We start from the raw sequence: 24,141 nt of genomic DNA, 5'->3' as shown, positions 1-24,141 counted from the left end.
AGGCCGGCGCTCGCTGTCGATTCTCACCTCGCGGGTGGCGAGGGGGCGGGCTGTCGTTCGTGCCATGGCGTTCCTCCCATTCTCAGAGGGGCAACACCCCGGGCTCAGGCCATATTTGCCAGCGTAGTTTTTTTGTGTGTGAGCAGGCGCGTCCTGGCAATGATTGCTCATTCGTCTGGGCCTACCCTTTCAAGGGCCTCTCGAACTCTATACACTATCGGATGGGACGGGCTTCGGCCCGCCCCATGTCAAACAACCGCACAACACAGGAGGCCGGATGAAGAAGACCTTGAAGATGGGGCTCATCGGATTCGTGCTGGGAGCTGCTGTGGCCGTGGGTTCCGCGACGTTGGGAAGCGAGGAGACGGTCGCCGCTCCGTGCTGCTCGAGCTGTGATGATAATGACCTCCGCTGCTGGCGGATTTGTAGCCCGAGCTGCTGAGCGCCGAGGCCCTGAGGGGCACCTGAAGCGACGACGGGCTGGGGACGGCAAGGTCCCCGGCTCGTTGTCATTGGAAGATGCCCCCCCCGGGACGCATGAGGAAAGTGGCGCTGGAGGTGGGCCCTGCGTACGCATGCCGTGCTGTTGAGTCTGGTGATGCTGGTGACGGGCTGTGCCTCCCAGTCGCCTGCCTCCGGAGCGGGCAGGCCCCTGCGCTATTCGCAGCGGGACGGCCTGGCTGACGACTCCAGTCCGCGCCACTCCGGCACACGGGAACGACGCGACCGCCCTCGCGAGAATGAGGCAGAGGCCATCGCGGACAGCCAGCAGCGAGTCATATTGACTCGGCAAGCAGTCGTGGCGGCGGTGGACAAAGTGAAGGGCTCCACGGAGGAGCTCTCCAGTGCCATCCCCAGGCTCGCGGCTCACACGCGGGGCCTTGGTGGAAACGCCGACCTCTTCACGCGTTACTTCGACTACGGCTCGAACCAGATGCCCTGGCTTCGTGACGCACTCCGAGGAACGGCCACGCTCGTGGAGGTCTCCGAGTCGGTGGACGACCCGGACATGGCGGTGGGCCTGCTCAGGATGACAGGGCCTCGCCTCCAGGCGGCCATGGCTGGCGCCATGTTGTTGGCGACCTGGTTCGACGTCCTCCAGCTCGCCGATGCCGTGCTCCAGCAGTGCCCTTACTACAGCGTGGAGCAACTGCTCACGGACATGGACCGCGTACAGAAGCGCCTGGGGCCGGCGATGACGGCGCTCTCCTCCCTGGAGCCAGGACGCGTGGAGGCCACGGCGGCTGCGATGCCTGAGCTGATGGGGAAACTGACCCAGGAGTTCAGCACCATTCGCGAGGGTGCGCGCGTGGCAATGGAGCGTACAGGGCAAGTCATCGCGGCGGCGCAGTTCATCGAAATGGTGGCCCTGGTTTCGACGCTGCGCGTGTCACTCCCCCGGCTGCCTCCCTCAGGACCTGTCCTCGTGGGCGCGCACCTCGCTGTGGGTCCAGGTGGAGTGATGGCGGGCTCGCACCTCGTTGTCTCCGCGGAGTGGGTGGAGATGATGCGACGGCTCGTACAGGCAGGAGTCATTTCCATGCCGGTCGCTAGCGCGGCTGTCCGTGTCCACGCCGGACAGGTGTTGATGGCGCAGTCGCACCGGGACTTGCCCAAGGGCGTACGCGAGGCCCTGGGTGACAGCCCCGAGGTTCGTGGCATGCACGAGACGGGCAAAGCCGGGGCGGGTATGGCGGACGCTCCGAAGCACCATGTCCTGCCACGAGAGCACCGTGAATGGTTCGAGCAGCGCGGCTTCAAGGGCCCCATGGACATCGACCAATTCTGTGTCCGGCTGGAGAAATCGCACCACGAGGCCGTTCACGGCGGAGGCGACTGGCGACTCGGGCGAACCTGGCCCAAGGAATGGAATCAGATGATTATTCGAGCGCTACGTGACGCTGAGTTCGAAGCTGGCCAGAAGTTGACTCGGGACGAGATACTGAAGCTTCTCGCGCGGTACCTGCGGGACTACGACATCCCGATGAACTTCACTCCAGGACGAAAGCGATGACAGACGGACGCTCCTGGCAAGGCAACTGGAAGGCACGGCTCTATGAGCGCGTCCGCGCGCGCGGCTACGACTCCCTGACCACTTTTGCCGAGGCACGTCCGACCGCCTCATTGGTGGAGCTAGCCGAAGAGCTGGGAAAAGATGACGTCGCGGGTGTGCAGGTCTTCACAGGGCTGGTCGCCGAAGCGGAGCGAAGCAACAAGGTCACCCGGCTGGTGCGCGGGCAGTTCGTGCGTGAATTGTCCCAGCACCTTCCCAATGGGTGGCCGGCCGCACAGGACGAGACCCATCGTTTCGATGTCGCCTCCGCCCTTGCCCGCTGGAGCAGCTACACCCCCGAAACACATGAGGAGAGAGTAAGGCAAGCTCGGCAAGCCCTCCGCGCCACGCCACCACCCCCCGGATGGCGCCCGCTCGGTCCCGACGACGAACTGCTCCGCACGCTCTTGCCCGACGACGAAGCCTGACCCACCCAACGCCACCGAGCGAAAGGCCACCACTCACCGCGCGGTGAGCGCGCTCGCCAGCTCCTCGTACAAATGGATGGCGCTGCGGATGGACTTCTCCCAGTCCCCCACGTGCAGGCTCTCGTTCTCCGAGTGGGCGTATGTGTACGGGTCCTCCACGCCGATGAGCAGCGCGGGCACTCCGCCCAGCTCCTTCGCGAAGGGCTCCACGAAGGGAATGGACGCGCCGCAGCCGATGGCCACCGCCTTCGTCCCATAGCCCTTCTCCAGCGCGCGGAAGGCCGCCTGGAACGCCGGATGCGACGGGTCCGTGTACCACCACCCCGAAGCCCCCTCCGTGTGGAAGCTCACCTCCAGCCCCCACGGACACACCTTGCTCAGGTGCTCCTTCAGCCGCCGCTCCACGTCCTGTGCCTCCAGGTCCGGGACGATGCGGATGCCCACGCGCGCCCACGCCGCGTCGCAGATGATGTTGCGCGCGTCCTTGCGAGTGCTCGCCTGGATGGCGTTGATGGCGATGCTCGGCTGCCGCCAGTTCATCTCAAACGGGTGCCGTCCTCCCAACACCTGGACGCCCGGCAACAGCCCCACCTGCTCGCGGAAGGACTCCTCGTTTCCAGGCAGGGACTGGATGCTCTCGCGCTCGCCCGGCGTGAGCGGCTTCACCTGCTCTTGCAGCCCTTCAATCGCGATGGAGCCGTCCGCGTGGGTCAACGTCGCCAGCATCCTGCACAGCGCCATCACCGGGTCCGGCACCGGTCCACCCCACATGCCGGAGTGCACCGCCTGCTTCAACGCGCGCACCTCCACGTCCACCGTGACGAGCCCCCGCAGCGCGGTGGTGATGGACGGCAGCCCCGTGTCGAAGTTCGCCGTGTCCGTCAGGACGATGGCGTCCGCCTTCAACAGCGCCGAGTGCTTCTGCAGGAATGCGGACAGATGCCCGCTGCCAATCTCCTCCTCACCCTCGATGATGACCTTCACGTTGAGCGGCAGCCGACCGGAGCCCTTCAGCCACGCGTCCACCGCCGACGTGTGCACCACGATGCCCGCCTTGTCGTCCGCCGTGCCGCGCCCGTACAGCCGGCCATCGCGCAGTTGTGGCTCGAACGGGGGGCTCTTCCACAGCGACTCGTCGCCCGCTGGCTGCACATCGTGATGGGCATACAACAGCAACGTGGGTGCGCCTGGAGCCCGCAACACCTCGCCGTAGACGTAGGGGTGGGCGCCCTCGATTTCGAGTAGCTGGATGTTTTCAAACCCACGGTCTTTCAAGAGTCGAGAAGTCGCCTCCGCGCTCTGACGCACCCGGGCGGAGTCGAAGCCAGGAAACGAGACGCTGGGTATGCGCACGAGGGCCATGAGGTCCTCGAGGTAGGCGGTCTTCTGGGACTCGAAGTGAGAGAGAGCCTGGGCGATGGGCATGCTCACCCCTTAACCTAAAAAGGCAGGCAGGCGCTCCAGGTCCTCGCGCGGATGTTGCGCGGTCCAAGTATCATGCGGCGCCATGTCCGACACCCCGACACTGCTGCTCGTCGACGACGACAGCTTCGTGCGCCGCATCCTCAAGGACGTCATCGCCGACACGGGCATCGAGCTGCGGTTGCTCGAAGCCGCGGACGGAGAGGAAGGCCTCGCGGTGGCAGCGCGCGAGCAGCCCGCGGTGATGTTCCTGGACCTCTTCATGCCGAAGAAGAGCGGGCTGGAAGTCCTCGGCGCCATCAAGCAGGTGTCGCCCAACACGCGGGTGCTCGTCATCAGCAGCATGGATGCGGAGCCCGTCGTGGAGCAGGCCATGGCCGCGGGCGCGGTGGGCTTCGTGGGAAAGCCCTTCCATCCGCTGGAAATCGCCTCGGCCGTGCGCCAGGCGCTCGCTCACTGACTTCAGAGGTGTCTGCGTGTCGTCTCCTGCTGTCGGTTACTGGGTAGCGGACAACCTGGGCCGCGTGTTGGGCCCCCTCGCCCTCCAGGCCCTTCGAGAGCTGATCTCCTCCGGGAGGCTGAAGGCCGCCGTGCGCGCCTCCCGCGACGGCACCCAATGGGTGGCCGTCCAGGAGCTGCCCGAGCTGCGTGACTTGTTCGCGGCCACCCGGCCCTCGCCCTCGGTGGAGCAGCAGCAGGCCGAGCGCCTGCGCACCCAGCTCCGGGGGCTTCAGAACCTGCCGCCCCACGAGGTGTTCGGCGCCAAGCCGAACGCGAGCCTGGACGAAGTGCGCCTGGCCTTCTTCCGCATGGCCAAGCGCTTCTCGCCCGAGCACCTGTCGCCGGAGACGCATCCGGAGCTGCGCAAGGTGTCGGCGGAGATCTTCGACTTCCTGTCGCGCTGCATGCGCGAGGTGGAGGTGTTGTACGCGCAGGGCGCCTACCAGCAGGCCCGGCCGCTGCCTCCCCGGCTGGACATGGACGGGCCGCTGCCGCCCCCGCCTCCTCCGCCCGTGGCCTCGGTGGCGCCCGCCGTGGTGCCGCCCGTGGCCGCGCGCGTTCCCGCCGTCGCGCCGCCGCCCGTGGCCGTCATCGCGCCGCCCGTCGCGCCACCGCCGCAGCCGGTGATGCCCGCCCGGCCTCCGCCGCCGGTGATGCATGCGACGTCCGCGCCCGTCGCCGCGCGCGCGCCTGTGTCGCCGCCAGTGCAGCGCACGCACACGCTGCCGCCGCCCGCGCCACCGCCGCCCGCGGTGCCGCTGCGCAAGGCCGTCGCCGCGCCCACCTATTCCAGCGCGGAGTTCGTGGGACTGGAGCGCCGCGCGGATGATCGCATCCACGCGGACGTGAAGGTGTCGATGCAGAACACCGGCATCTTCACGGACCACCGCATCATCAACCTCTCCTCCGGCGGCCTCTTCATCGCCACGGACAAGCCGCTGCGGCTGGGCACCCTGGTGGAGCTGACGTTGCGGTTCGATGACCCTTCGCGCGTGATGACGCTGCGAAGCTCCGTCATCTGGGAGAACTCGCTGGAGGACGGCAAGAACCCGCGAGGTTATGGGTTGCGGCTCAGCAGCCTCCGCAAGGAGGAGCGGGAGTTCATCCAGCAGTTCGTGAGCCGCAAGCCTCCGAAGAAGCCCTGAGCGGGTGAGCCCGCTCGGGGTGGCTTGCTACAGCAGCTGACCGAGGAACACGGCCCCGGTCATGACGAAGGCCGCCATCACCGCCATCACCGCCTTGAGCTCCAGGTCATCGCGGCCCATCACGTTCATGAAGTTCATGGTGTCCATCCTTCGTTGTGTCCCCTCCCCCTTTCCTACGGGACACCCCGAAATCGATTGCATCCCCCTCCCGGCCCCCTCGCGCCGTCCGCCAGGATGACTTCCGTGCCTCCCGACGCCTCCGCCGCCCCTTCTGACTACTGGTTGCTTGCCGGGCTGCCCACTCCCGCGGCGGTCACCCGAGGCGATCAGGTGGTGGTCGCCAACGCGGCCCTGGCTTCGCTGCTGGGAATTCCCCTCGACGAGCTGAAGGCCACGCCCGTCACCGCGCTCATCGCCCGCTTCATTCCCGCCGAGCGCGGCTGGGTGGAGGCGTTCCACGAGGCCCTCACCCGGGACGGCACCCGGCCGGAGCACCCGCTGTGGCTGCGCATCCGGAGAGCCGACGGGAAGGAGCGCACGGTGGCGGCGACCTATGCACCGGGCGCCACGCAGGAAGAGACGGTGGTGCTGCTGCACGACGCCGAGGGCGTGGACACCACCCGCCGGCTCACCGAGGCGCTGGGCGCGGCAGCCGCGGACATGCTGCGCGCGCGCGACGAGCAGGAGGTCCTCGAGACGGCCATCGACGCCGTCCACCGGCAGGGCTTCTATTCGGCCATCCTCCTGGTCGAAGGAGACACGTTCCGGCACGGCCCCATGCGGCAGGAGCCCGCCATCGTCGCGCTGGCCGAGCGCAAGTACGGCATGCCCATCTCCGAGGTCCGCCTTCCCCTTGGCACCCTGCCCCACCTGGCGGAGGTGCTCGCGCGGCGCAAGGCGGCCTTCCATCAGGACGCGCTCGGCGCGGCCCATCGCGTCCACACGAGCGAGGTCTTCGAGGACATCCAGCGCGCCTACCCTCCCGGCATCCGCGCCCTGGATGCGCCCATCTTCGTGGAGGGCCAGCCCTTCGGCATCCTCTCCGCGCAGGGCCTGGACCTCACGCCGGCCGCCGCGGGCACGCTGGAGCTCTTCGCGCAGTTGCTCGGTGGCGCGTTGGAGAACGTGCGTCACCACCGCGTGGCGGCGGAGCGACTGGTCGAAGTGACGCGGCTCCAGGAGGAGCTGGTCGCGCACGAGCGGCTGACGGTGCTGGGCGAGGCGGCGGGAGTGGTGGCGCACGAGGTGCGCAATCCGTTGGGCGCCATCCTCAACGCGGTGGCGGTGCTGCGCCGCGAGGCGCACCTGGGCCCCACGGGACAGGCCGCGGTGGGCATGCTGGAGGAAGAGGCCATCCGGCTGGAGGACATCGTCAGGGATTTGCTGGACGTGGTGCGTCCGCTGGAGCCGCGCCCGCGGCTGGTGCACCTGGGTGAGCTGGTGCGGCGCGCGCTGGGCCAGCTACATGGTCCACCGGATGCGCCCACGCTGCGCTTCACCGTGGACGAGGCGCCGGACGTGCCCGAAATCATGGGCGATGAGACGCTGCTCCAACTCGCGGCGACGCACCTGGTGCGCAACGCGGTGCAGGCCTCACCGCCGGGCGGGCGCGTGCGGCTGAACGTGGAACCCGTGGAGGGCGGCGTGCGGCTGGTGGTGGAGGACGAGGGCCCGGGCATTCCCGACGTGGACCCGCGCCGCGTCTTCGAGCCCTTCTTCCTCACGCGCGCCAACGGACGGGGCCTGGGGCTGGCCATCGTCAAGCGCGTGGTGCTCGCGCACGGAGGACAGGTGCGCGCGAGCGGCCGGCCCAAGCGGGGCGCTCGCTTCGAGGTGGTGCTCCCGCTGGGGCCTACCCGTACGTTTCCCGCCTGATGCGCTTGTCGTCGATGCCGAGCGCGTGCAGGTGTCCGAGCACCGTCTCCATGAAGCGCGGCGTGGCCGGAGTGCGCGTCTCCAGCGCCTTGCGGCGGTCCCACGGCGTAATCGCGGGGCCACACGCGTAGACCAGGCACGTGGCCCGGTCCGGGATGAGCTCTTCCAGCAGGGCCTGGTGGACGCGGCCCTTGCGCACGTTGGCGCCGAAGCGCGACTCGTCCAGCTCACGGGTGAGGGTGTGCACCAGCCGGACGCGGTCCGGGTGCTGGCGCTCCAGCGCCTCCAGTTCGTCCCGGTAGAGCACGTCGCTCCAAGTCTTGTTGGACATGAGCAAGGTGTGGCGCACCTTGAGATTCCGGTGGAGCGCATCCTTGATGATGCCGAAGTTGGGCACCGCGCCGGAGCCGGCCACCATGTGGACGACGTGGTCCGTGCGCTGGTCCACGTCGTCCGGCAGCACATAGGGGCCCATGAAGCCGAGCACCTTGAGTCGCGCGCCGGTGAGCCGGCCGTGGACGAGGAACGGGGACAGGAGCGGCGGGTAGCGGGTGAGGCCGGGGATGAACTCCTCGTCCTTCACGGTGATGGCCACGTGGGGCTCATGGGGCGCGGAGGCCAGCGAGTACGAGCGCTGGGGCTCCTTGCGCCCCTTTTGTTCCTGCAGGTAGGCGGACAGGCGCCCGAGCGCGTGGAACTGGTGCGGGTCGATGTTGATGAACTGGCCGGCCTTGTAGTCCGGACGGGGCTCGCCGAAGTCGAGGAAGAGTGTCGCGGTGTCGTGCGTGTCCATCCGCACGTGGGCGACGGTGACCTCGTACTCCACGGGCTTCCTGCTGCGCGAGAGGGTGGATTCGGCGGCGCTCATGGCTTCCTCCCTTAGCGCAAACCCGGGGTGCTCGCCGATGGGTTCGCGCACGCCCAGGGGGTCACGGGTGGGTGACATGGACGGTTTTGCCCCGTCCCGGAGTCGGTCCGGAGCGTTGGCTGCACGACGGGACGGCTTGCGGGCAGGAAGCGGACTCCTCGCGAGCACTGACCTGGAGCCCCCACAGGACTACATCTTCTGGTGGCCAGTGGCGGTGCTGAAGCCCTGGCGGTAACGGTCGGACGCGTGGGCTCCGACCGGACCATGCTCTCGGGCCGTCCCGAGGTGGAGGCGACCGACGCGTGCTCCGCATTCTCTTTTCCCTGATGGCCCGACTGCCGGAAGGTGTCCGGCGACATGTGGTCCGCACCCTGATGGACGGCGTGTGGGATGCGCTGGCCGACGAAGTCGTGGAGGGCCGGGGCAACATCCCCGACGAGCCCTGTCTCTACATCTGCAACCACCTGTCCAATGCGGACGGCTTCACGCTGTTCCGCGCGTTCCGTCCTCGGCGGCTGTACTTCCTGGCGGGCGTGAAGCTGCAGAGCACGGTGATGACGCGGCTGGCCTCGGAGGTGATGGACACCATCGCCATCAAGCCCAACTCGCCGGACATCGAGGCGGTGCGCCGGGCGGTGGAGACGCTCAAGGGCGGCGACTCGGTGCTCATCTTCCCGGAGGGCGCGCGCAGTCGGGATGGGGCGCTGCACCAGGCGAAGAAGGGCGTGGCGCTCATCGCCAAGCGCGGGGGTGCGCCGGTGGTACCGGTGGCGTTGATGGGGACGGAGAAGCTGATGCCCATCAACGACTCCGACATGGGCGGCGAGCGGCTGTACCACGCCCACGTCCGCGTGCGGGTGGGCCCCGCGTTCCGGATGGAGGACCTGGAGGCGGAGGTCGCTGGCGCGGAGGACACGCGGCAGGCGCTGGTGGACGCGATGATGCGCCGGGTGGCGAAGTTGCTGCCTCCCGAGTATCGGGGCGTCTACGCGGACGACCCGCCCCGGGTGCCCAGGCCGTTGGAGTCCGAGTCGCCGGCCGCATCGCCGCCGTGATTCCGCAATGAAGCGTTGCAGTCGCCGCAGGAGCACGGACAATGGGGCCTCCCGTGACGACCGCCCGCGCCGAAGAACAAGTCTACGTGTCCACCCTTCCCGGACTGGAGACCGCGCTGGAGGCGGAGTGCTCCGCCCTGGGCTGGAAGCCCTCCCTCGTCGAAGGCGGGGTGGAGCTCCAGGGGCCCACGGGGCTGCATCAGGAAGCCAACCTGCGCCTGCGCACCGCGAGCCGGGTGCTGTTGCGGCTGGGCTCCTTCCACGCGAGTGACGAGGGCGCGCTGATTCGAGGGCTGCGCGCGTTGGATTTGTCACGCACGTGGGACAGGGGCGCGCCGCCCCGGCTCTCGGTGACGCTGCACCGCGCGGGTGTCCCGAGCCAGGGCGTTGTTTTCTCGGCGGCATCGAAGGCATGGGGACTGGCCGAGGTGGGCCGGGCGGGTCCGCTCGACGACGAAGGCGGCCCGGGGCTCACGTTGCTCGTCCGAGTGGAGGGCAATGACTTCACCGTGAGCGCGGACACCAGCGGGGAGCCGCTGCATCGCCGGGGTTATCGACAAGAGGTGAGCCGCGCGCCCCTGCGGGAGACGCTCGCGGCGGGCATCCTGATGCTGGCCGGGTATGACGGCACGGAGCCGCTGGTGGACCCGATGTGCGGCTCGGGCACCTTCCTGGTGGAAGGCGCGTGGATGTCCATGCGTCGCGCGCCGGGGTTGCTGCATGGCTTCGCCTTCGAGTCCTTCCCGGGCTTCGACGCGAGCGCCTGGGCCGCTCGCAAGGCGCGCGCGGAGGCGGAGACGCTGACGGCACCGCGCGCGGCCGTGTATGGCTATGACATCAACGCGGGCTCGCTGGGCACGGCGCGCAGGAACGCTCGGCGCGCGGGCATGACGCTCGCGCTGGAGCGCAAGGACCTGCGCACGTTGACCGCACCCCCGGGTGGACCCGGGTTGCTGGTCGCGAATCCCCCCTATGGCAAGCGCCTGGGCGAAGGGGAGGACCTGCCCGGCCTCTACCGCGCGCTCGGCACCCTGGTTCGCAAGGGCTTCGCGGGCTGGCGCGCGGCGCTGCTGGTTCCGGAGGACTCCGCCCTGGTGAAGGCGCTGGAGCTGCCCGGCGCGCGCAGTCTTTCCGTGCGCAATGGCGGGCTGCGGTGTCGGCTGCTGCTGACGGCGTGAGTCGTATTTGAAGGGGTGAGGTTCGCGCGCCGGAGTCACGGCTCGCGTGGGGCTCGGGAGTCCCTGAATTCGCGGTTTCTCCCCGCATATGCTCCAGTGGTCCTCCCTGTCAGGTCCACCCCGGCCTCCCCCACCCCACCATGACGACTGGTAGCGATTCGACTCCCCAAGACCTTGGAATGAAGCGCGCTGTCTCCCGCTGGGAGCTGGTGGGCTTCTCCATCAACGACGTCATCGGCAGCGGGGTATATCTCCTGCCCGCCGCCGCCGCCGCCAACCTCGGCTCCGCCAGCACGGGCGCGGTGGTGGTGGCCGGACTGGCCGTGCTGCTGCTCGTGCTGTGTTTCGCGGAAGCCGCCAGCTACTTCGACAAGCCCGGCAGCGCGTACCTCTACACGCGCGAGGCCTTCGGTGAGCTGGTGGGCTTCCAGGTGGGGTGGATGACGTGGCTCGCCCGAGTCTCCTCGGTGGCCTCGCTGTCCGTCGGCTTCTCCCGCGCGCTCGGCTACCTGTGGCCTGGAGCCAACGAGGGCGTGGGGCAGGGCCTGGCCATCGCGATACCCCTGCTCGCGCTCACCGCCATCAACGTCGTCGGCGTGAAGGGCGGCGCACGCACCGCCGTCTTCCTGGCCATCACCAAGACGGTGCCGCTGCTCGTCTTCATCACCGTGGGCATCTTCTTCGTGTCGGCGCCGCTGGCCACCTCGGTGGTGGCGAAGAGTGACGGCGACCTGGGCGCCGCCGTGTTGCTGCTCCTGTTCGCCTACGCGGGCTTCGAGAACACCGCGGCGCCGGCCGGTGAGTTCAAGAATCCGCGCCGGGACGTGCCCTTCGCGCTCATCGTCCAGATTGGCGTCGTCACGCTCATCTACACGGCGGTGCAGTGGGTCGCCCTGGGGACGCTGCCGGGCGTCGTGGACTCGAAGACGCCGCTGGCGGACGCCGCCGCGCGCTTCCTGGGCAACGGAGGCGGGCTCCTGATGACGGTGGGTGGAGTGCTGTCCATCCTCGGCACCAACAGCAACACGGTGCTCGCGGGGCCTCGCTATCTCTACGCGCTGGCGCAGGATGGCTTCGGTCCGGCGGCGCTCGCCACGCTGCACCCGCGCTACCGCACGCCGATGGTCGCCATCGTGACCCAGACCGCCATCGCGCTCCCACTGGCCTTCACCGGTTCGTTCGAGTTCCTCGCCACGCTCTCCGTGGTGGCCCGGCTGGCGACGTACTTCGGCACCGCGGTGGCCGTGCCCGTGCTGCGGCGCAAGCTCCAGCAGCCGGCCAATGCGTTCCGCATCCCGGGAGGACCGGTGATTCCCATCGCCGCCGCCTCGCTGTGTGTCGTGTTCGCGCTGAGCGCCCAGCGGAAGAACCTCATCGCGGGTGCCATCGCGCTCGCTGTCGGCTTCGTGCTGTATCGCTTCCAGCGCAAGCCGGATGGGAAGGTCGCACTCCAGTAACGCAAGGAGCGCTCGGCTCCCGGGCCCGTTCGCAGTGGGCCCGGGTTTCATGTTAGCGGTGGACACGTGGACCCGCGTGTCACCCTCTTCGAGCCCCGGACGAAGCTTCCCGATGAACCGGGAAGTTTCCCGAGCCCCTTCGATGAGCTGGGGCCTCCGGCACTCGCGAGGCAGGCCGCGGAGGTCCTCCAGGCGGAGCTCCGCTCGCGGAACCTCGCCACGGACGTGCCCCTGTCCCTGCTGGAGAGTCCCGAAGGCGGGAAGATGTTCGGCGTGCTGGTGGTGCGCCGGCCCGATGGACGCGTCGGGTTCCTGCGAGCCTTCTCGGGGATGCTCGCCGGACGTTGGGATATCGAGGGCTTCGTTCCACCGCTGTTCGACCGTGAGGCACGAGCACGCCTGGAGCCCGAGGGCGAGGCGACGGTGAAGGCGCTGCTGGCTCGCTCCGAAGCCCTGGGGTCCGAGCCCGAGTTCATCGCGCTTCGGGCCGCACATGAGGCCCAGTCGGCTCGACACACCGCGGAGCTCACGGCGCTGCGTGAGCGTCACGAGGCGCGTCGAAAGCAGCGTCATGCACGTCGGGCGGAGCTCACGAGGACGCGGCCATCTCCGGAGCATCCAGGAGTTCCCATGGACTCCCATCCCCCTGGGGAGCGAGGAGGCCCAGCCGATTCAGTGCGGCCTCTTGCGTGGCCCGCTCGGGATGAGACGGCCGCGCGGGAGCGGCGGGGTTCAGCCGATTCGATGGACACCACCGCACCGGATACGCGGGACGAGGCCGCGCAACGCGCCGCGCTCCATGCGCTCGACCAGGAGAGTCGAGGGGACAAAGCCGAGCGACGCCGTCTGGAAGCCACCCACGCGGAGGAGCGACAGCGAATCGAGCCGCAGCTCGCGCGCCGGGAACGACGACTCCGCGCCCTGGAGCGCCTGCGCCACATGGTGAGTCGCGCGCTCATGCGGCGCATCCACGACACCTACGCCATCACCAGCGCGCGCGGTGAGCGTCGCCTCCTGCGAACCCTCTACGAGCGCGGCCAGCCGCCCTCCGGTGCCGCCGACTGCGCCGCCCCCAAGTTGCTCGCATACGCGCATGCCCACAAGCTGCACCCCATCGCGCTCGCGGAGTTCTGGTGGGGCGCACCGCCTCCAGCGGGAGGACGTGTCTCCGGCGCGTACTACGCCGCCTGTCGCGACAAGTGCGGTCCCCTGCTCCCCTTCATGCTGGAAGGACTTCGGGTCTCCCCGCCACGAACCTTCGTGCCGCCACCCGCGGCCCCTGGCGCGCTGACCGTCCTGTTCGAGGACCCGTGGCTCGTCGTCATCGACAAGCCCCACGGGCTGCTGTCCGTGCCTGGGCGCGAAGAGTCGCTCACGGACTCCGTGCTCACGCGGCTTCGGGCGCGTCATCCCGAGGCCACCGGCCCGCTCCTGGTACACCGACTGGACCTGGACACGTCGGGCCTGATTGTCGCGGCGCTCGACTCACGCACGCATGCGGCACTGCAGAGCCAGTTCGTGCACCGTGAAGTGCGCAAGCGCTACGTCGCGTGGGTGGAGGGACTCATCCAGGAGGACCAGGGCCGCATCGACTTCCCGATGCGCGTCGACCTGAATGACCGCCCTCGACAGATTCACGACACCGTCCACGGCAAGTCCGCCGTGACGGAGTGGCGAGTCCTCGAACGGCGCGACGGGCGAACCCGCGTGGCCTTCTTTCCGCTCACGGGAAGGACTCATCAGCTCCGGGTCCATGCCTCGCATCCGCTCGGGCTCGGTGCACCCATCGTCGGCGACCGGCTCTACGGCCGCGGGGGAGCGCGACTCATGCTCCACGCGGAGTCGCTCACCCTCCAGCATCCAGGGACAGGGGCAAGCATCACCTTCGACTGCCCCGCGCCCTTCTGACTCATTCGCGAGGCGATTCGGGCGGTGACTCCATCGCCTTGTCAGCACGGGGGCTCGGTGTGGAGAAGCGCCGGAGCATTCGCTCCAGCAACATGGGTGCTCCGCTTCGCAAGGTCGACACGGCGACGACACCCGCGAACCCAGCGAACGCCACCCCCATGGCGGCAAGCGCGGAGAGGCGGTTGCCGTATCCAGCGAGGGCGAGCCCCACCAGCAGCAGCACATGGCCCAGATACCAGGTCAACGCCAGGCGCCCCGTGGACACCAGCGCCTCCTGAAGGCGTCGCGGGAGGTGGTCCCCCAGCACGAAGCCGCCACCCAGGACCAGGCAGGCGATGCCCAGCGCGGAGAGCATGAACAACGGCATGGGCGGAATGGAGTGCGTACCGAGGAGCGCCGTCACGATTTGTGCCCCCAACCGCTCACCCATCGCGCTTTGAATCGCGAGCTTCACCAGCCCCGCCGAGGCGAACTCCGCCAGGACGAACAGCCAGATGCCCGCCCACAGCATTCGCCGCTGCGTGGCCCTGTCGCGCCAGTCGAGCCGGGCCAGCCGCAGGCCCAGGACGAAGAACGCCAACCAGGGGAGCAAGGGCCGAAAGCCATCGACCCCCAGGTTGAGGACAAAACCGGAGGGAGTCCAAAGGCCCCGGTAGGTGAGCGTGGCCCAGTCCCAACGGGCATCCCAGTCCACGAGGAGGGCCGCGAGCGGAAAGAGGAGGATGAGCGCGGCCACGAGCCCCGAGAGGGCCTTGGATGACCAGCGGTGCAACCACGGCGCGGCGAAGAGCGCGACGCCGTAGAGCCGCAAGATGTCGCCAGGCCACACGATGAGGTTGAGCACTCCCAGCCCCCCCAGGAAGAGGGCTCGACGCCACAGCACGCGACGTGAGTCGGTGGTTTCCCGTCGCGAGAGAAGCTGGCCCACCCCCAGGCCCGCCAGGAGGACGAAGGTGGCGGCGGCGCGCCCTTCGGTCAGGTTGAACACGATGCGCTCCCAGCCCGAAAGGCCGGAACTGGGAGGCCCGAGAACGAGGAACGCATGCACCACGAACATCCCGAAGATGGCGCATGCACGAGCGATATCGATGCCGCGAAGCCGCTCCGTGGGATTCGGGGTCATCGTGGGCGCGCCTTCCTGGCGCCAGCGGGGCGCCCGGTGCCATGGCCGTGGAGCAGCGTCTCGTGAAGTGTTCGAGCGGCATCGTTCGCGGCGAGGTCACCCTGGGCGACCGACGTCCAGGCCGCATACAGAAGCGCCTCGAAGGTGGCGAACAACCACGCACTCGGCAGGTCCTGGCGCAGCACGCCTTCGTCCCTGGCGCGAAGCAGGATGCGCATGAGTTGTTCGTCCACCCGGGCTTCAGCGGCCTTGAGCGAAGGCTCCTGACTCAGCTCGGAGACGACCAGGAGGAACCGGAGCCTGTCGCCCCAGGGGGTCAGCGCGCCCACCAGGGACTCCAGGGCCACATCGGGAGCCAGCCGCTCGAACCGGTGCGCCTTCAACGCCTTTTCGAGCTGCACCAGGGAGTCCAACCCCGCCTCGCGGATGAGCTCCTCGCGGGAGCTGAAGTACCGGTGAAGCGTCGCCCGTCCGACTCCCGCGGACCGGGCCACATCGACGAGTGACGCGGAGGGGTCCACCGCGAACGCACGAGCCGCCGCGCTCAAGATGCTCGCTCGAGTATCCGAGCCAGACGCTACGGAGGGAGGGGCGCCGGCTCTTGTCCGTCTCATGTGAGACAATTTAGTCTCACATGAGGCACGAGGCAAACCTCGGGCCCGCGCACGCTCTACACCCGTGCGCGGCGGCCACGTGCCACGAGGAGGCCCTTCACGAGCCTCCTCGTCACACGCTCAGCTCTCAGCGGTCTGTGCGGCTTCCTCGGAGGACACCGCCTGCGGCGCCTCGGGCAGCGGTTCGGCGGGCAACGCCGCGCCCACCGACGCGGCGGGCTTCACGCCCAGCTCCCGCGTCAGCTTCGGATTCACGCCCGTCTCCGCCAGCAGTCGCTCGAGCTGGATGCGCGCTCGCCGGTTGTCCCGGTGCACACGCCTGGCGAGGATCAACTCGTTCTTCAACGAGTGCTCCCAGCCCGTCAGCTCCGTCACCGTCACCTGATAACCGAACGACTCCAGCGTCAGCGCGCGGATGACGTTCGTCAGGTGCGAGCCGAACTCGCGCCGGTGCCACGCATGCGCGTACAGGAGGCCCATGCTCCCGTGGGCCGCCTGCCGGTGCTCCTTCAGCTGCGCGGCGACCTCCGCCTGACAGCACGGCACCACCGCGACGTGGTCCGCGCCATGCCGGACCGCCGCGATGAGCGCGTCGTCCGTGGCCGTGTCACACGCATGCAGCGCCATCACCAGATGGACGCGCTCCGGATACGCCGCCTGGTCGATATGCGCCGTCTGGAACTGCATCCGTGAGAAGCCCAGCCGCTCGGCGCGCCCCTTCGCGCGCTCGGTCAGCTCCGGCCGCCCCTCCACCGACAGCAACGTGCCCGTGGCCGCGTCCTTCAGGAACAGCTCGTAGAGCACGAACCCCAGGTACGCGTTGCCGCTGCCCGCGTCCACGAACACGGAGGACTCGGGATGACGCGCCTTCACGTCCTCCACCGCCGGACGCAACAAGCCCATCAGGTGGTTGACCTGCTTGAGCTTGCGCAGCGCATCCGCGTTGAGGTGACCCTCGCGCGTGAGCAGGTGCAGCTCACGCAGAAGCGCCTGCGACTGGTCCGGCAGGAGCTCCCGCCGGACCTGTGAAGCCTTGACGTTGCGCCTCAGATGGACACCACCTCGAGGACCTCGGGAATGATTTCCCGAAGGCGCCCCTCGATGCCCATCTTCAGCGTCGCCGTCGACGACGGACAACCCGCGCACGAGCCCTTCATGTGCAGGTAGACGATGCCGTCCTCGAAGCGGTCCAACGTGATGTCGCCACCATCCATCGCGACCGCCGGACGAATCTCCGCGTCCAGGATGTCCCGGATGCGGGCCTCCACCGAACCGCCACCGTCGCTCGCGGTCGCCTGACGCGCCGCCGCGATGGCTTCCTCGTCCACCACCGGCTCGTTCGCCGTGAGGTGCGTATCCAGCGTCTCCATCACCTGGTCATTCAGCTCGTCCCACTCACCCTCGTCACCCTTCGTCACCGTCACGAAGTTGGTGCCAATCATCACCGCCGTGACGCCGCGCACGTCCATGAGCTTGCGCGCCAGGGGCGACTTCGCCTGGGCATCCTGGGGATTCGTGATACTCACCGCGCCGCCCGCCAACAGTCGCCGATCCACCACGTACTTCAGCGTGCTCGGGTTGGGGGTCCATTCCAGCTGGATGTTCACCGACATGCAGTTCTCCTCGGTCCTCTCCTCTAAGGCGCTCGCGGCCCCATAGCAACCCGACCCTCGGGGAATCAAACCGACGCTCCCCTCCCCGCCACGTCCGCTTCCCGTGACTCATCGGGAAATAAAAGAACAGCCCGAATTCGCGGCAGAAACGGAACTCCACTATGGTGGACGGACCTCTGCTCCCCTGGGAGCTTCACATGGCCATCAGTCCGCTGCGCCGACCCGTCGAGCAGGTCCAGCCTCCGCCGCCCCGCATCCCCGGAAGCGTGCTGGAGGGCCTGTTCGTGCGGGGCCTGAAGGCCTCGGGACGGCTGGTGGAGGAGCTGGCCGCGCTGGGTTACGACATCAAGCGGCCGGAGATGGACTACCCCGTCCAGGTCTGGCAGCGCGCGGCGGCCCTCGCCCGGCAGGAGGCCTTCGGAGAGCTGAATGACGAGGAGGGCTACCGGCAGGTCGGCCGCACGCTCGTCAACGGCTTCGCGGAGACGCTGGTGGGGCGCGTGGCGGCGGTGGCCCTGCCCATGATTGGCCCCGCCCGCGCCGCGGAGCGCATCCCCCGCTACCTGGCGATGATGGGCCGCGCGGACATCGAAATCACCATGTCCCAGGTGGGCGAGCGAGGCCGGCGGCTGCACATCACCGACCGCTACAACAGACCGGACCTGATGGCCGGTGGCCTGGAGCGGATGTTGGAGTTGGCCAACGCCCAGCCGCGAATCACGGTAGAGGAGCGCAGCGCGGACGGTTACCGTCTGCTGGTCCGCTGGTAACTCGCGCCCGGGTCGTCGACGGCGCCCACTGGAGCGCCCATGTCCTACCCTCCCCGACTTGCCCATCTCGCCACCCGTGCGGTGGTGATCGCCAAGCTGGCCCCCACCTACGCCCAGGCGCATCAAATCGACGAGGAGGAGGCCGGACAGCGGCTGTCCGCCGCCCTCGCCGGGAGGATGCTGCCCGCGCTGCTGGAGTCCGCGTGGGCCTCCATGAAGGGCACCGCGAAGCGGCTCAATGACGACGGGCTCTTGGAGAAGGTCGCCACCACCCTGTCGGACCGCCCCACCCGCCCGGGCCGCGTGGCGCCCGCGTCACCCGCATGGAGCGCGTTCCTCGTCCTGGCGGACCTGGAGGCCGGCACCGCCAGCGACGCGGCCCGCCGGGTCATGGAGACCGAGGAGGGACGTCGACGAGGTGACGCTGGCCTGGCCGAAGCAGGCCGCTTCCTTGCCGCCGAATTGACACGCGGGAAGTAGGGGCCGGCCGGCCGTGGCAAGGGGGGCCCGCCGTCGTTATAGGCTGCCCCCACGAACCCACCGTGCGCCGACGCCGATGTCCACCCCGCTGCCCACCACCCTGCGCATCCTGCCCTCCATCCACGAGGTGCCCGCGTCCCTGTGGAACGGGCTCGTGGACGAGGCGGCCCTGCCCTTCCTGGAGTGGGCCTTCCTGGCCGCGCTCGAGGACAGCGGCAGCGCGGTGCCTGAGCGAGGCTGGCACCCCCGGCACCTGACGCTGTGGAGGGGTTCGCGCCTCGTCGCCGCCGCGCCCGCGTATCTCAAGGACGACAGCCAGGGGGAGTTCATCTTCGACGCGCCCTGGGCCACCGCCGCCGAGCGCGCGGGCCTGCGCTACTACCCGAAGCTCGTCTTCACCGTCCCCTTCACTCCCGCCACCGGCCGGCGCGTGCTGGTGGCGCCCGGCGAGGACCGCGCGGCCCGCGAGGCGGAGCTGTATGCCGGCGCCCTCGAGTTCGCCCGCGCCGAGCACCTCTCCGGCATCCACGTCCTCTTTCCCACCGAGGAGGAGCTGCCCGCGCTGGAGGCCCAGGGCTTCGCCCTGCGGCTGGGCGTCCAGTACCAGTGGCGCAACGCCGGCTACCAGTCGATGGAGGACTTCCTCGCCCGCTTCCACTCCAAGCGGCGCAACCAGCTGCGGCGGGAGATGCGCGCCCCCGCCGAGCAGGGCCTGACGCTGCGCACCCTGCGAGGCGAGGCCCTCCAGTCGGTGGACGTGGACACGCTGTACCGCCTCTACGTCTCCACGGTGGACAAGTACCCGTGGGGCGCGCGCTTCCTCACGCGCGACTTCTTCGCGCGGATGCTCTCCAACTTCCGGCACCGCTGCGAGCTGGTGGAGGTCCGGAGGGAAGGGGCGCTGGTGGCCGGCGCGTTCAACTTCAGGGCGCCCCAGGTCCTCTACGGCCGTTATTGGGGCTGCTTCGAGGAGCATCCGTTCCTGCACTTCAACGTCTGCCTCTACCACCCCGTGACGGAGGCGATTGGACAGGGGCTGACGCGTTTCGAACCTGGCGCGGGGGGTGAGCACAAGCTCACCCGGGGTTTCGAGCCTCGCCTCACGTACAGTGCCCACCTGCTCCTCCACCCCGGGCTGGAGCGGGCGGTGCGTGGCTTCCTGGAGCACGAGCGGGCAGCCGTCCGGGGAGGGCTGCCTCAGTGGCGGGCGGAGACAGGTTTCAAGGGAGAGGCCTGAAACGGCCCGCTTCCGCGGTCATCAAAGGGAGTCCGAAGAACCTATGGCGCAGAAGGACGAGCACGATAGCTCCGTCGTCACGGAGACCGTACCCAAGCAGAAGCTCAAGAAACCGACGCTCTACAAAGTGCTTCTGCACAACGACAATTACACGACGCGTGAGTTCGTGGTGGCCGTCCTGAGGGAGGTCTTCCACAAGTCGGAGTCGGATGCCGTGCAGATCATGCTGCACGTTCATTACAACGGAGTCGGAGTGGCCGGCGTCTATACGTTCGAGGTCGCCGAGACGAAGCTCAAGACGGTGGAGGCCGCGGCTCGGGACAATGGGTTCCCGCTGCGGCTCTCCATGGAACCCGAGGAAGGTTGAACCGTGGCAGGACCGCTGATTGCCAAAGAGTTGCAGGCCAGCTTCCGCACCGCCCTGGAAGAGGCGCGGAAGATGAGCCACGAGTACCTGACGCTGGAACACCTGCTCCTCGCGCTCACCAAGGACTCGCGCACGCGCGAGGTCCTGAAGGCGTGTGGGGCCAACGTGAAGCGCCTCCAGGAGCGGCTCGTCTCCTTCCTGGAGGAGACGGTCGAACGCCTGCCGGACGGGGTGGAGGCCGAGCCGCAGCAGACGATTGGCGTGGAGCGCGTGCTCCACCGCGCCGCCATGCACGCCCTGTCCGCCGAGCAGAAGCTCATCGACGGGGGCGACGTGCTGGTGGCCCTCTTCCGTGAGGAGGAGAGCCAGGCCCTCTACCTGCTCCAGCAGGAGGGAGTCACCCGGCTGGATTTGCTCAACTACATCTCCCACGGCATCTCCAAGGACGAGGAGGCCGGCGACGACGATGCGTCCGAGGCCGCCCCGGGCGGAAACGCGCCCGCGGGTGACGACGACGAGGGAGAGTCCCCGCGCAAGAACCCGCTGGAGGTGTACACCACCCAGCTCAACATCGAGGCCAAGGAGGGGCGAATCGACCCGCTCATCGGCCGCGACAAGGAGCTGGAGCGCACCATCCAGGTGCTCAGCCGCCGCCGGAAGAACAACCCGCTCTACGTGGGCGAGGCGGGCGTGGGCAAGACGGCCATCGCCGAAGGCCTGGCGCTCTACATCCACGAGGGCCGCGTCCCGGAGCCCCTGAAGAACGCCGTCGTCTACTCGCTGGACATGGGCTCGCTGCTCGCGGGCACCAAGTTCCGCGGCCAGTTCGAGGAGCGGCTCAAGGGCGTGCTCAAGGCGCTCCAGGAGCAGAAGGACGCCATCCTCTTCATCGACGAAATCCACACGATTGTCGGCGCGGGCGCCACCAGTGGCGGCTCCATGGATGCGTCCAACATCCTCAAGCCGGCGCTGGCGAGCGGGAAGCTGCGCTGCATCGGCTCGACGACGTACCAGGAGTTCAAGTCGTCCTTCGAGAAGGACCGCGCGCTGTCGCGGCGCTTCCAGAAGATTGAGGTCGCCGAGCCCTCCGTCGAGGACACCGTCCTCATCCTGGAGGGACTGAAGAGCCGCTACGAGGAGCACCACGGCGTGAAGTACACGCCGGAGGCGATTCGCGCGGCGGCGGAGCTGGCGGCCAAGCACATCAATGACCGGTTCCTGCCGGACAAGGCCATCGACGTCATCGACGAGACGGGCGCGGCGGAGAAGCTCAAGCCGGAGGGCGTGCGCACCAACACCGTCACCGGCGCGGACGTGGAGGCAGTCGTCGCGAAGATGGCGAAGATTCCCGCCAAGAGCGTGTCCGCCAGCGAAGGCGTCCAGCTCCAGAATCTGGAGAAGGAGCTGCAGGCGGTCATCTTCGGGCAGGACAGCGCCATCAAGGACCTGGTCGGCGCCATCAAACTGGCGCGCTCGGGTCTGCGTGCGCCGGAGAAGCCCATCGGCTCGTTCCTCTTCTCGGGCCCCACGGGCGTGGGCAAGACGGAACTGGCCAAGCAGCTCGCGCAGACGTTGGGCGTGGAGTTCCTGCGCTACGACATGAGCGAGTACTCGGAGAAGCACACGGTGAGCCGGCTCATCGGCGCCCCTCCGGGCTACGTCGGGTTCGACCAGGGTGGCCTGCTCACGGACGCGGTGCGCAAGCATCCGTACGCCGTGGTGGTGCTGGATGAAATCGAGAAGGCCCACCCGGACCTCTTCAACATCCTGCTCCAGGTGATGGACCACGCGACGCTGACGGACAACAACGGCCGCAAGGCCGACTTCCGCAACATCGTCCTCATCCTCACCACCAACGCGGGTGCCCAGGAGATGAGCACCAAGTCCATCGGCTTCGGCGATTTGACGAAGCCGGCCGATGCGATGCGCGCGAAGAAGGCGATTGAGCGCACCTTCACGCCGGAGTTCCGCAACCGGCTGGACGGGTGGATTCTCTTCTCCGGTCTGCCGCCTGAAATCATCCTCAAGGTGGTCGACAAGGAAGTCCGCCTCCTCCAGAAGATGCTGGATGAGAAGAAGGTGAAGCTGGAGCTGACGCCGGCCGCCCGCGCGTGGCTGGCCGAGCATGGCTATGACCCGGCCTTCGGTGCCCGGCCCATGGCGCGCCTCGTGGACAACGCGCTAAAGAAGCTCCTCGCGGAGGCGCTGCTCTTCGGTGACCTGAAGAACGGCGGCACCGCCCGCTACGACGTGGACCCGGGTGGCGAGGGGCTCAAGCTCCAGGCGATTGCGGTGCAGCCCGAGCCCGCGCTGGCGTAGCAGCCCGCGCGCGGACGTCCGGAAATGAAGAGGCCCCGATTCCCAGGTGAGGGAGTCGGGGCCTCTTCGCATCCAGGGTGCCGCCGGGCGGCGCTACTCGACGCGGTAGATTTTCACCGCGCTGGAGAGCTGCTCGGAGATGATTTGCAGCGTGGTGGCCGCCTCACCCGTGGAGCCGATGCGGGCCACCGTCTCATCCATCATCTTGGAGAGGTCATTCACGGCCAGGGTGATTTGGTTGATGCCCACGTTCTGCTGGCTCACTGCGGCGGCAATCTGACGGACGGCGGCGGCGTTGTCCTGGACGATGGACGACAGCTCGCGCAGGTTCTGCCCGCTGGTGCGCACCTGGGCCAGGCCCGCCTCCATGCGCTCGGCGCCGCGCTCGGTGATTCGCACCGCGGCCGTCACCGAGTTGGCGATGTCGTCCAGGAGCTCGCGCACCCGCGTGGTCGCCTGGATGGACTGGTCCGCCAGCGCGCGGATTTCTCGCGCCACCACGCCGAAGCCCTTGCCGTGTTCCCCCGAGCGCACCGACTCAATCGCCGCGTTGAGCGCGAGCATGTTGGACTGGTCCGCCAGGTCCTTCACCGTCTGGGTGATGCCGCCAATCTGCTGCGTGCGCTCGCCCAGCTCGAGAATCTTCTGGGCAATCTCGCCCACCTGGACGCGGATGTCGTTGAGGCCCGCCATCGTCTGCTCAATCGCGGCCTCACCCGAGCGGGCCAGCGCATCCGCGCGCTCCGCCACCGACAGCACGCTCTCCGCCTTCTGCGCGGCCAGCATGGAGGTCTGCTTGATTTCCTGCGCCGTGACTTGCGTCTCCTGGAGCGCGGCGGCCTGACGGGAGATGGTCTGCGCCTGGTCCGTGGAGGAGGTGTTGAGGTGCTCGGTGGACTGCGTGAGCGCCTGCGCCGCCTGCTGGAGGTTGAGCGTCACCTCGCGCAGCCGGGCGACCATCTGCGCGAAGGAGTTGGCCAGCCGGCCCACCTCGTCGCCGCTCTTCACCTGGATGGGACGGGTGAGGTCTCCGGACTCGACGATGTGGCCGGCGACCTCCGTCAGCTCACGCATGGGCCGGACGATGCTGCGCCCAAAGGCCGCCGCCACCGCCACGCCCAGAGCGACGAGGAGGAGCGCGAAGCCCATCATCCGCCAGCGCAGCGCGGACACCAGCTCGTCGATGTGGTCCCGGGAGATGCCCACGTGCACCGCGCCCAGCCGGCCACCGGCCACCGGCGCCGACACGTTCATCGCGTGGAGCGTCTTCCCCTCGGATTCGACCTCCAGCACGGCGCCCCAGCCCGTCTCCGCGCTCACCTCGCCCTGCGCCGCCGTCGCCTCCTTCAGCGATTGCGGAAAGGCGCCGGGGAGGCTGTGCGCCAGGACACTGCCGGTGGCGTCCGTCAGGAAGACGTACGTGATGTCCTCGCTGGTGCGCGACACGTCCAGCATGGGCTGGAGCGCGGCGATACCCGCCGTCACACCCTGCTCGGCGGCCACCGCCAGGCTGCGGGACAAGAGCTGCCCCTCGCCCATGTGGCTGTCGATGAGGTCGCTCTCCAGCCGCCGCGTGGCGATGCCGGTGAGGATGGCGGCCACCGTGGCGCTGACGAGCGTGGTGACGAGGACGAGCTTCGGCGCCAGTCCGAGCGACTGACGGAACTGCTGGCCAAGCTGCGTGGTGAACGAGGTCTGTTCGGTGCTCACGGCATCACCACCCGGAAA

At 68.7% G+C, this 24,141-nt stretch carries 21 protein-coding genes; 14 read left to right on the top strand and 7 right to left on the bottom strand.

Going from position 1 to position 24,141, the window contains the following annotated elements:
• Positions 1-808: 808 nt before the first annotated feature.
• On the top strand, positions 809-2,014 hold the full coding sequence (locus HUA78_RS28760) for a DUF2380 domain-containing protein (protein WP_371745680.1): 1,206 nt from the start codon (positions 809-811) through the stop codon (positions 2,012-2,014).
• Positions 2,011-2,481, top strand: coding sequence for an NUDIX hydrolase (locus tag HUA78_RS28755; RefSeq protein WP_174477598.1), 471 nt, complete (start codon positions 2,011-2,013; stop codon positions 2,479-2,481). Before HUA78_RS28760 ends, HUA78_RS28755 begins: the two co-directional genes overlap by 4 nt.
• 33 nt (positions 2,482-2,514) lie before the next feature.
• Here the strand turns inward: HUA78_RS28755 and HUA78_RS28750 are convergent, their stop codons facing one another.
• Complete coding sequence (locus HUA78_RS28750) at positions 2,515-3,906, bottom strand: M20/M25/M40 family metallo-hydrolase (RefSeq protein WP_174477597.1); 1,392 nt, start codon at positions 3,904-3,906, stop codon at positions 2,515-2,517.
• A gap of 82 nt (positions 3,907-3,988) precedes the next feature.
• Between HUA78_RS28750 and HUA78_RS28745 the strand changes: the two genes are divergently transcribed.
• From HUA78_RS28745 to HUA78_RS28735, 3 genes are all read left to right on the top strand, one after another.
• Positions 3,989-4,363 carry a response regulator gene (locus tag HUA78_RS28745; RefSeq protein WP_141645963.1) on the top strand — a complete coding sequence of 125 codons (375 nt, stop codon included), beginning with the start codon at positions 3,989-3,991 and terminating at the stop codon, positions 4,361-4,363.
• Between the two features lie 16 nt (positions 4,364-4,379).
• On the top strand, positions 4,380-5,549 hold the full coding sequence (locus tag HUA78_RS46710) for a TIGR02266 family protein (protein WP_174466325.1): 1,170 nt from the start codon (positions 4,380-4,382) through the stop codon (positions 5,547-5,549).
• Positions 5,550-5,783: 234 nt separating this feature from the next.
• Positions 5,784-7,424, top strand: a complete 1,641-nt coding sequence (locus tag HUA78_RS28735) for an ATP-binding protein (RefSeq protein ID WP_174466477.1) — start codon at positions 5,784-5,786, stop codon at positions 7,422-7,424.
• Here HUA78_RS28735 and HUA78_RS28730 read toward each other — a convergent pair.
• Positions 7,402-8,292, bottom strand: a complete 891-nt coding sequence (locus HUA78_RS28730) for an oxidoreductase (RefSeq protein ID WP_141645678.1) — start codon at positions 8,290-8,292, stop codon at positions 7,402-7,404. The genes HUA78_RS28735 and HUA78_RS28730 overlap by 23 nt on opposite strands.
• A 302-nt stretch (positions 8,293-8,594) precedes the next feature.
• Here HUA78_RS28730 and HUA78_RS28725 point away from each other — a divergent pair, with 302 nt between their 5' ends.
• The 4 genes from HUA78_RS28725 to HUA78_RS28710 all read left to right on the top strand — a co-directional run bounded on the left by HUA78_RS28725 (position 8,595) and on the right by HUA78_RS28710 (position 13,890).
• The gene (locus tag HUA78_RS28725; protein ID WP_174477596.1) at positions 8,595-9,347 is read left to right on the top strand and encodes a lysophospholipid acyltransferase family protein; all 753 of its coding nucleotides are present in this window, start codon (positions 8,595-8,597) and stop codon (positions 9,345-9,347) included.
• Between the two features lie 41 nt (positions 9,348-9,388).
• Positions 9,389-10,525, top strand: coding sequence for a class I SAM-dependent RNA methyltransferase (locus tag HUA78_RS28720; protein WP_174477595.1), 1,137 nt, complete (start codon positions 9,389-9,391; stop codon positions 10,523-10,525).
• Positions 10,526-10,704: 179 nt separating this feature from the next.
• Complete coding sequence (locus HUA78_RS28715) at positions 10,705-11,982, top strand: APC family permease (protein WP_217440586.1); 1,278 nt, start codon at positions 10,705-10,707, stop codon at positions 11,980-11,982.
• Between the two features lie 66 nt (positions 11,983-12,048).
• Positions 12,049-13,890 (top strand): pseudouridine synthase, encoded by a 1,842-nt coding sequence (locus HUA78_RS28710; protein ID WP_371745679.1) that lies wholly within the window; start codon positions 12,049-12,051, stop codon positions 13,888-13,890.
• A gap of 1 nt (position 13,891) precedes the next feature.
• Here HUA78_RS28710 and HUA78_RS28705 read toward each other — a convergent pair whose 3' ends face one another.
• The 4 genes from HUA78_RS28705 to HUA78_RS28690 all read right to left on the bottom strand — a co-directional run bounded on the left by HUA78_RS28705 (position 13,892) and on the right by HUA78_RS28690 (position 17,240).
• Positions 13,892-15,013, bottom strand: coding sequence for a DUF418 domain-containing protein (locus HUA78_RS28705; RefSeq protein WP_174477594.1), 1,122 nt, complete (start codon positions 15,011-15,013; stop codon positions 13,892-13,894).
• Positions 15,010-15,561, bottom strand: coding sequence for a TetR/AcrR family transcriptional regulator (locus HUA78_RS28700; RefSeq protein WP_174463191.1), 552 nt, complete (start codon positions 15,559-15,561; stop codon positions 15,010-15,012). The genes HUA78_RS28705 and HUA78_RS28700 overlap by 4 nt, the downstream gene beginning before the upstream one ends.
• 186 nt (positions 15,562-15,747) lie before the next feature.
• Complete coding sequence (locus HUA78_RS28695; protein WP_371745678.1) at positions 15,748-16,773, bottom strand: SAM-dependent methyltransferase; 1,026 nt, start codon at positions 16,771-16,773, stop codon at positions 15,748-15,750.
• A complete protein-coding gene (locus HUA78_RS28690) occupies positions 16,674-17,240 on the bottom strand; it encodes a NifU family protein (protein WP_141645684.1) in 567 nt (188 codons plus the stop codon). Before HUA78_RS28690 ends, HUA78_RS28695 begins: the two co-directional genes overlap by 100 nt.
• 197 nt (positions 17,241-17,437) lie before the next feature.
• On the opposite strand from HUA78_RS28690, the gene HUA78_RS28685 reads away from it, so the two are divergent.
• The 5 genes from HUA78_RS28685 to clpA all read left to right on the top strand — a co-directional run bounded on the left by HUA78_RS28685 (position 17,438) and on the right by clpA (position 22,413).
• Entirely contained in the window at positions 17,438-18,010 is a 573-nt protein-coding gene (locus HUA78_RS28685) for a DUF2378 family protein (protein ID WP_141645685.1), read from the top strand.
• Positions 18,011-18,049: 39 nt separating this feature from the next.
• Positions 18,050-18,490, top strand: coding sequence for a hypothetical protein (locus HUA78_RS28680; protein WP_141645686.1), 441 nt, complete (start codon positions 18,050-18,052; stop codon positions 18,488-18,490).
• A 76-nt stretch (positions 18,491-18,566) separates the two neighbouring features.
• Complete coding sequence (locus tag HUA78_RS28675) at positions 18,567-19,727, top strand: GNAT family N-acetyltransferase (protein WP_141645687.1); 1,161 nt, start codon at positions 18,567-18,569, stop codon at positions 19,725-19,727.
• 43 nt (positions 19,728-19,770) lie between these two features.
• On the top strand, positions 19,771-20,094 hold the full coding sequence (locus HUA78_RS28670) for an ATP-dependent Clp protease adaptor ClpS (protein WP_141645688.1): 324 nt from the start codon (positions 19,771-19,773) through the stop codon (positions 20,092-20,094).
• A gap of 3 nt (positions 20,095-20,097) precedes the next feature.
• The gene (gene clpA, locus HUA78_RS28665) at positions 20,098-22,413 is read left to right on the top strand and encodes an ATP-dependent Clp protease ATP-binding subunit ClpA (protein ID WP_174457596.1); all 2,316 of its coding nucleotides are present in this window, start codon (positions 20,098-20,100) and stop codon (positions 22,411-22,413) included.
• A gap of 93 nt (positions 22,414-22,506) precedes the next feature.
• Here clpA and HUA78_RS28660 read toward each other — a convergent pair whose 3' ends face one another.
• Positions 22,507-24,123: a methyl-accepting chemotaxis protein gene (locus HUA78_RS28660; protein WP_174477593.1), complete on the bottom strand. Its 1,617-nt coding sequence runs from the start codon at positions 24,121-24,123 to the stop codon at positions 22,507-22,509.
• Between the last annotated feature and the right edge of the window lie 18 nt (positions 24,124-24,141).

Origin of the sequence: Myxococcus sp. CA033 (genome assembly GCF_013336625.1) — a bacterium.
Lineage (GTDB): Bacteria > Myxococcota > Myxococcia > Myxococcales > Myxococcaceae > Myxococcus > Myxococcus llanfairpwllgwyngyllgogerychwyrndrobwllllantysiliogogogochensis.
Note: the sequence above shows the minus strand (reverse complement) of the source record. Positions and strands in the feature narration are given on the sequence as shown.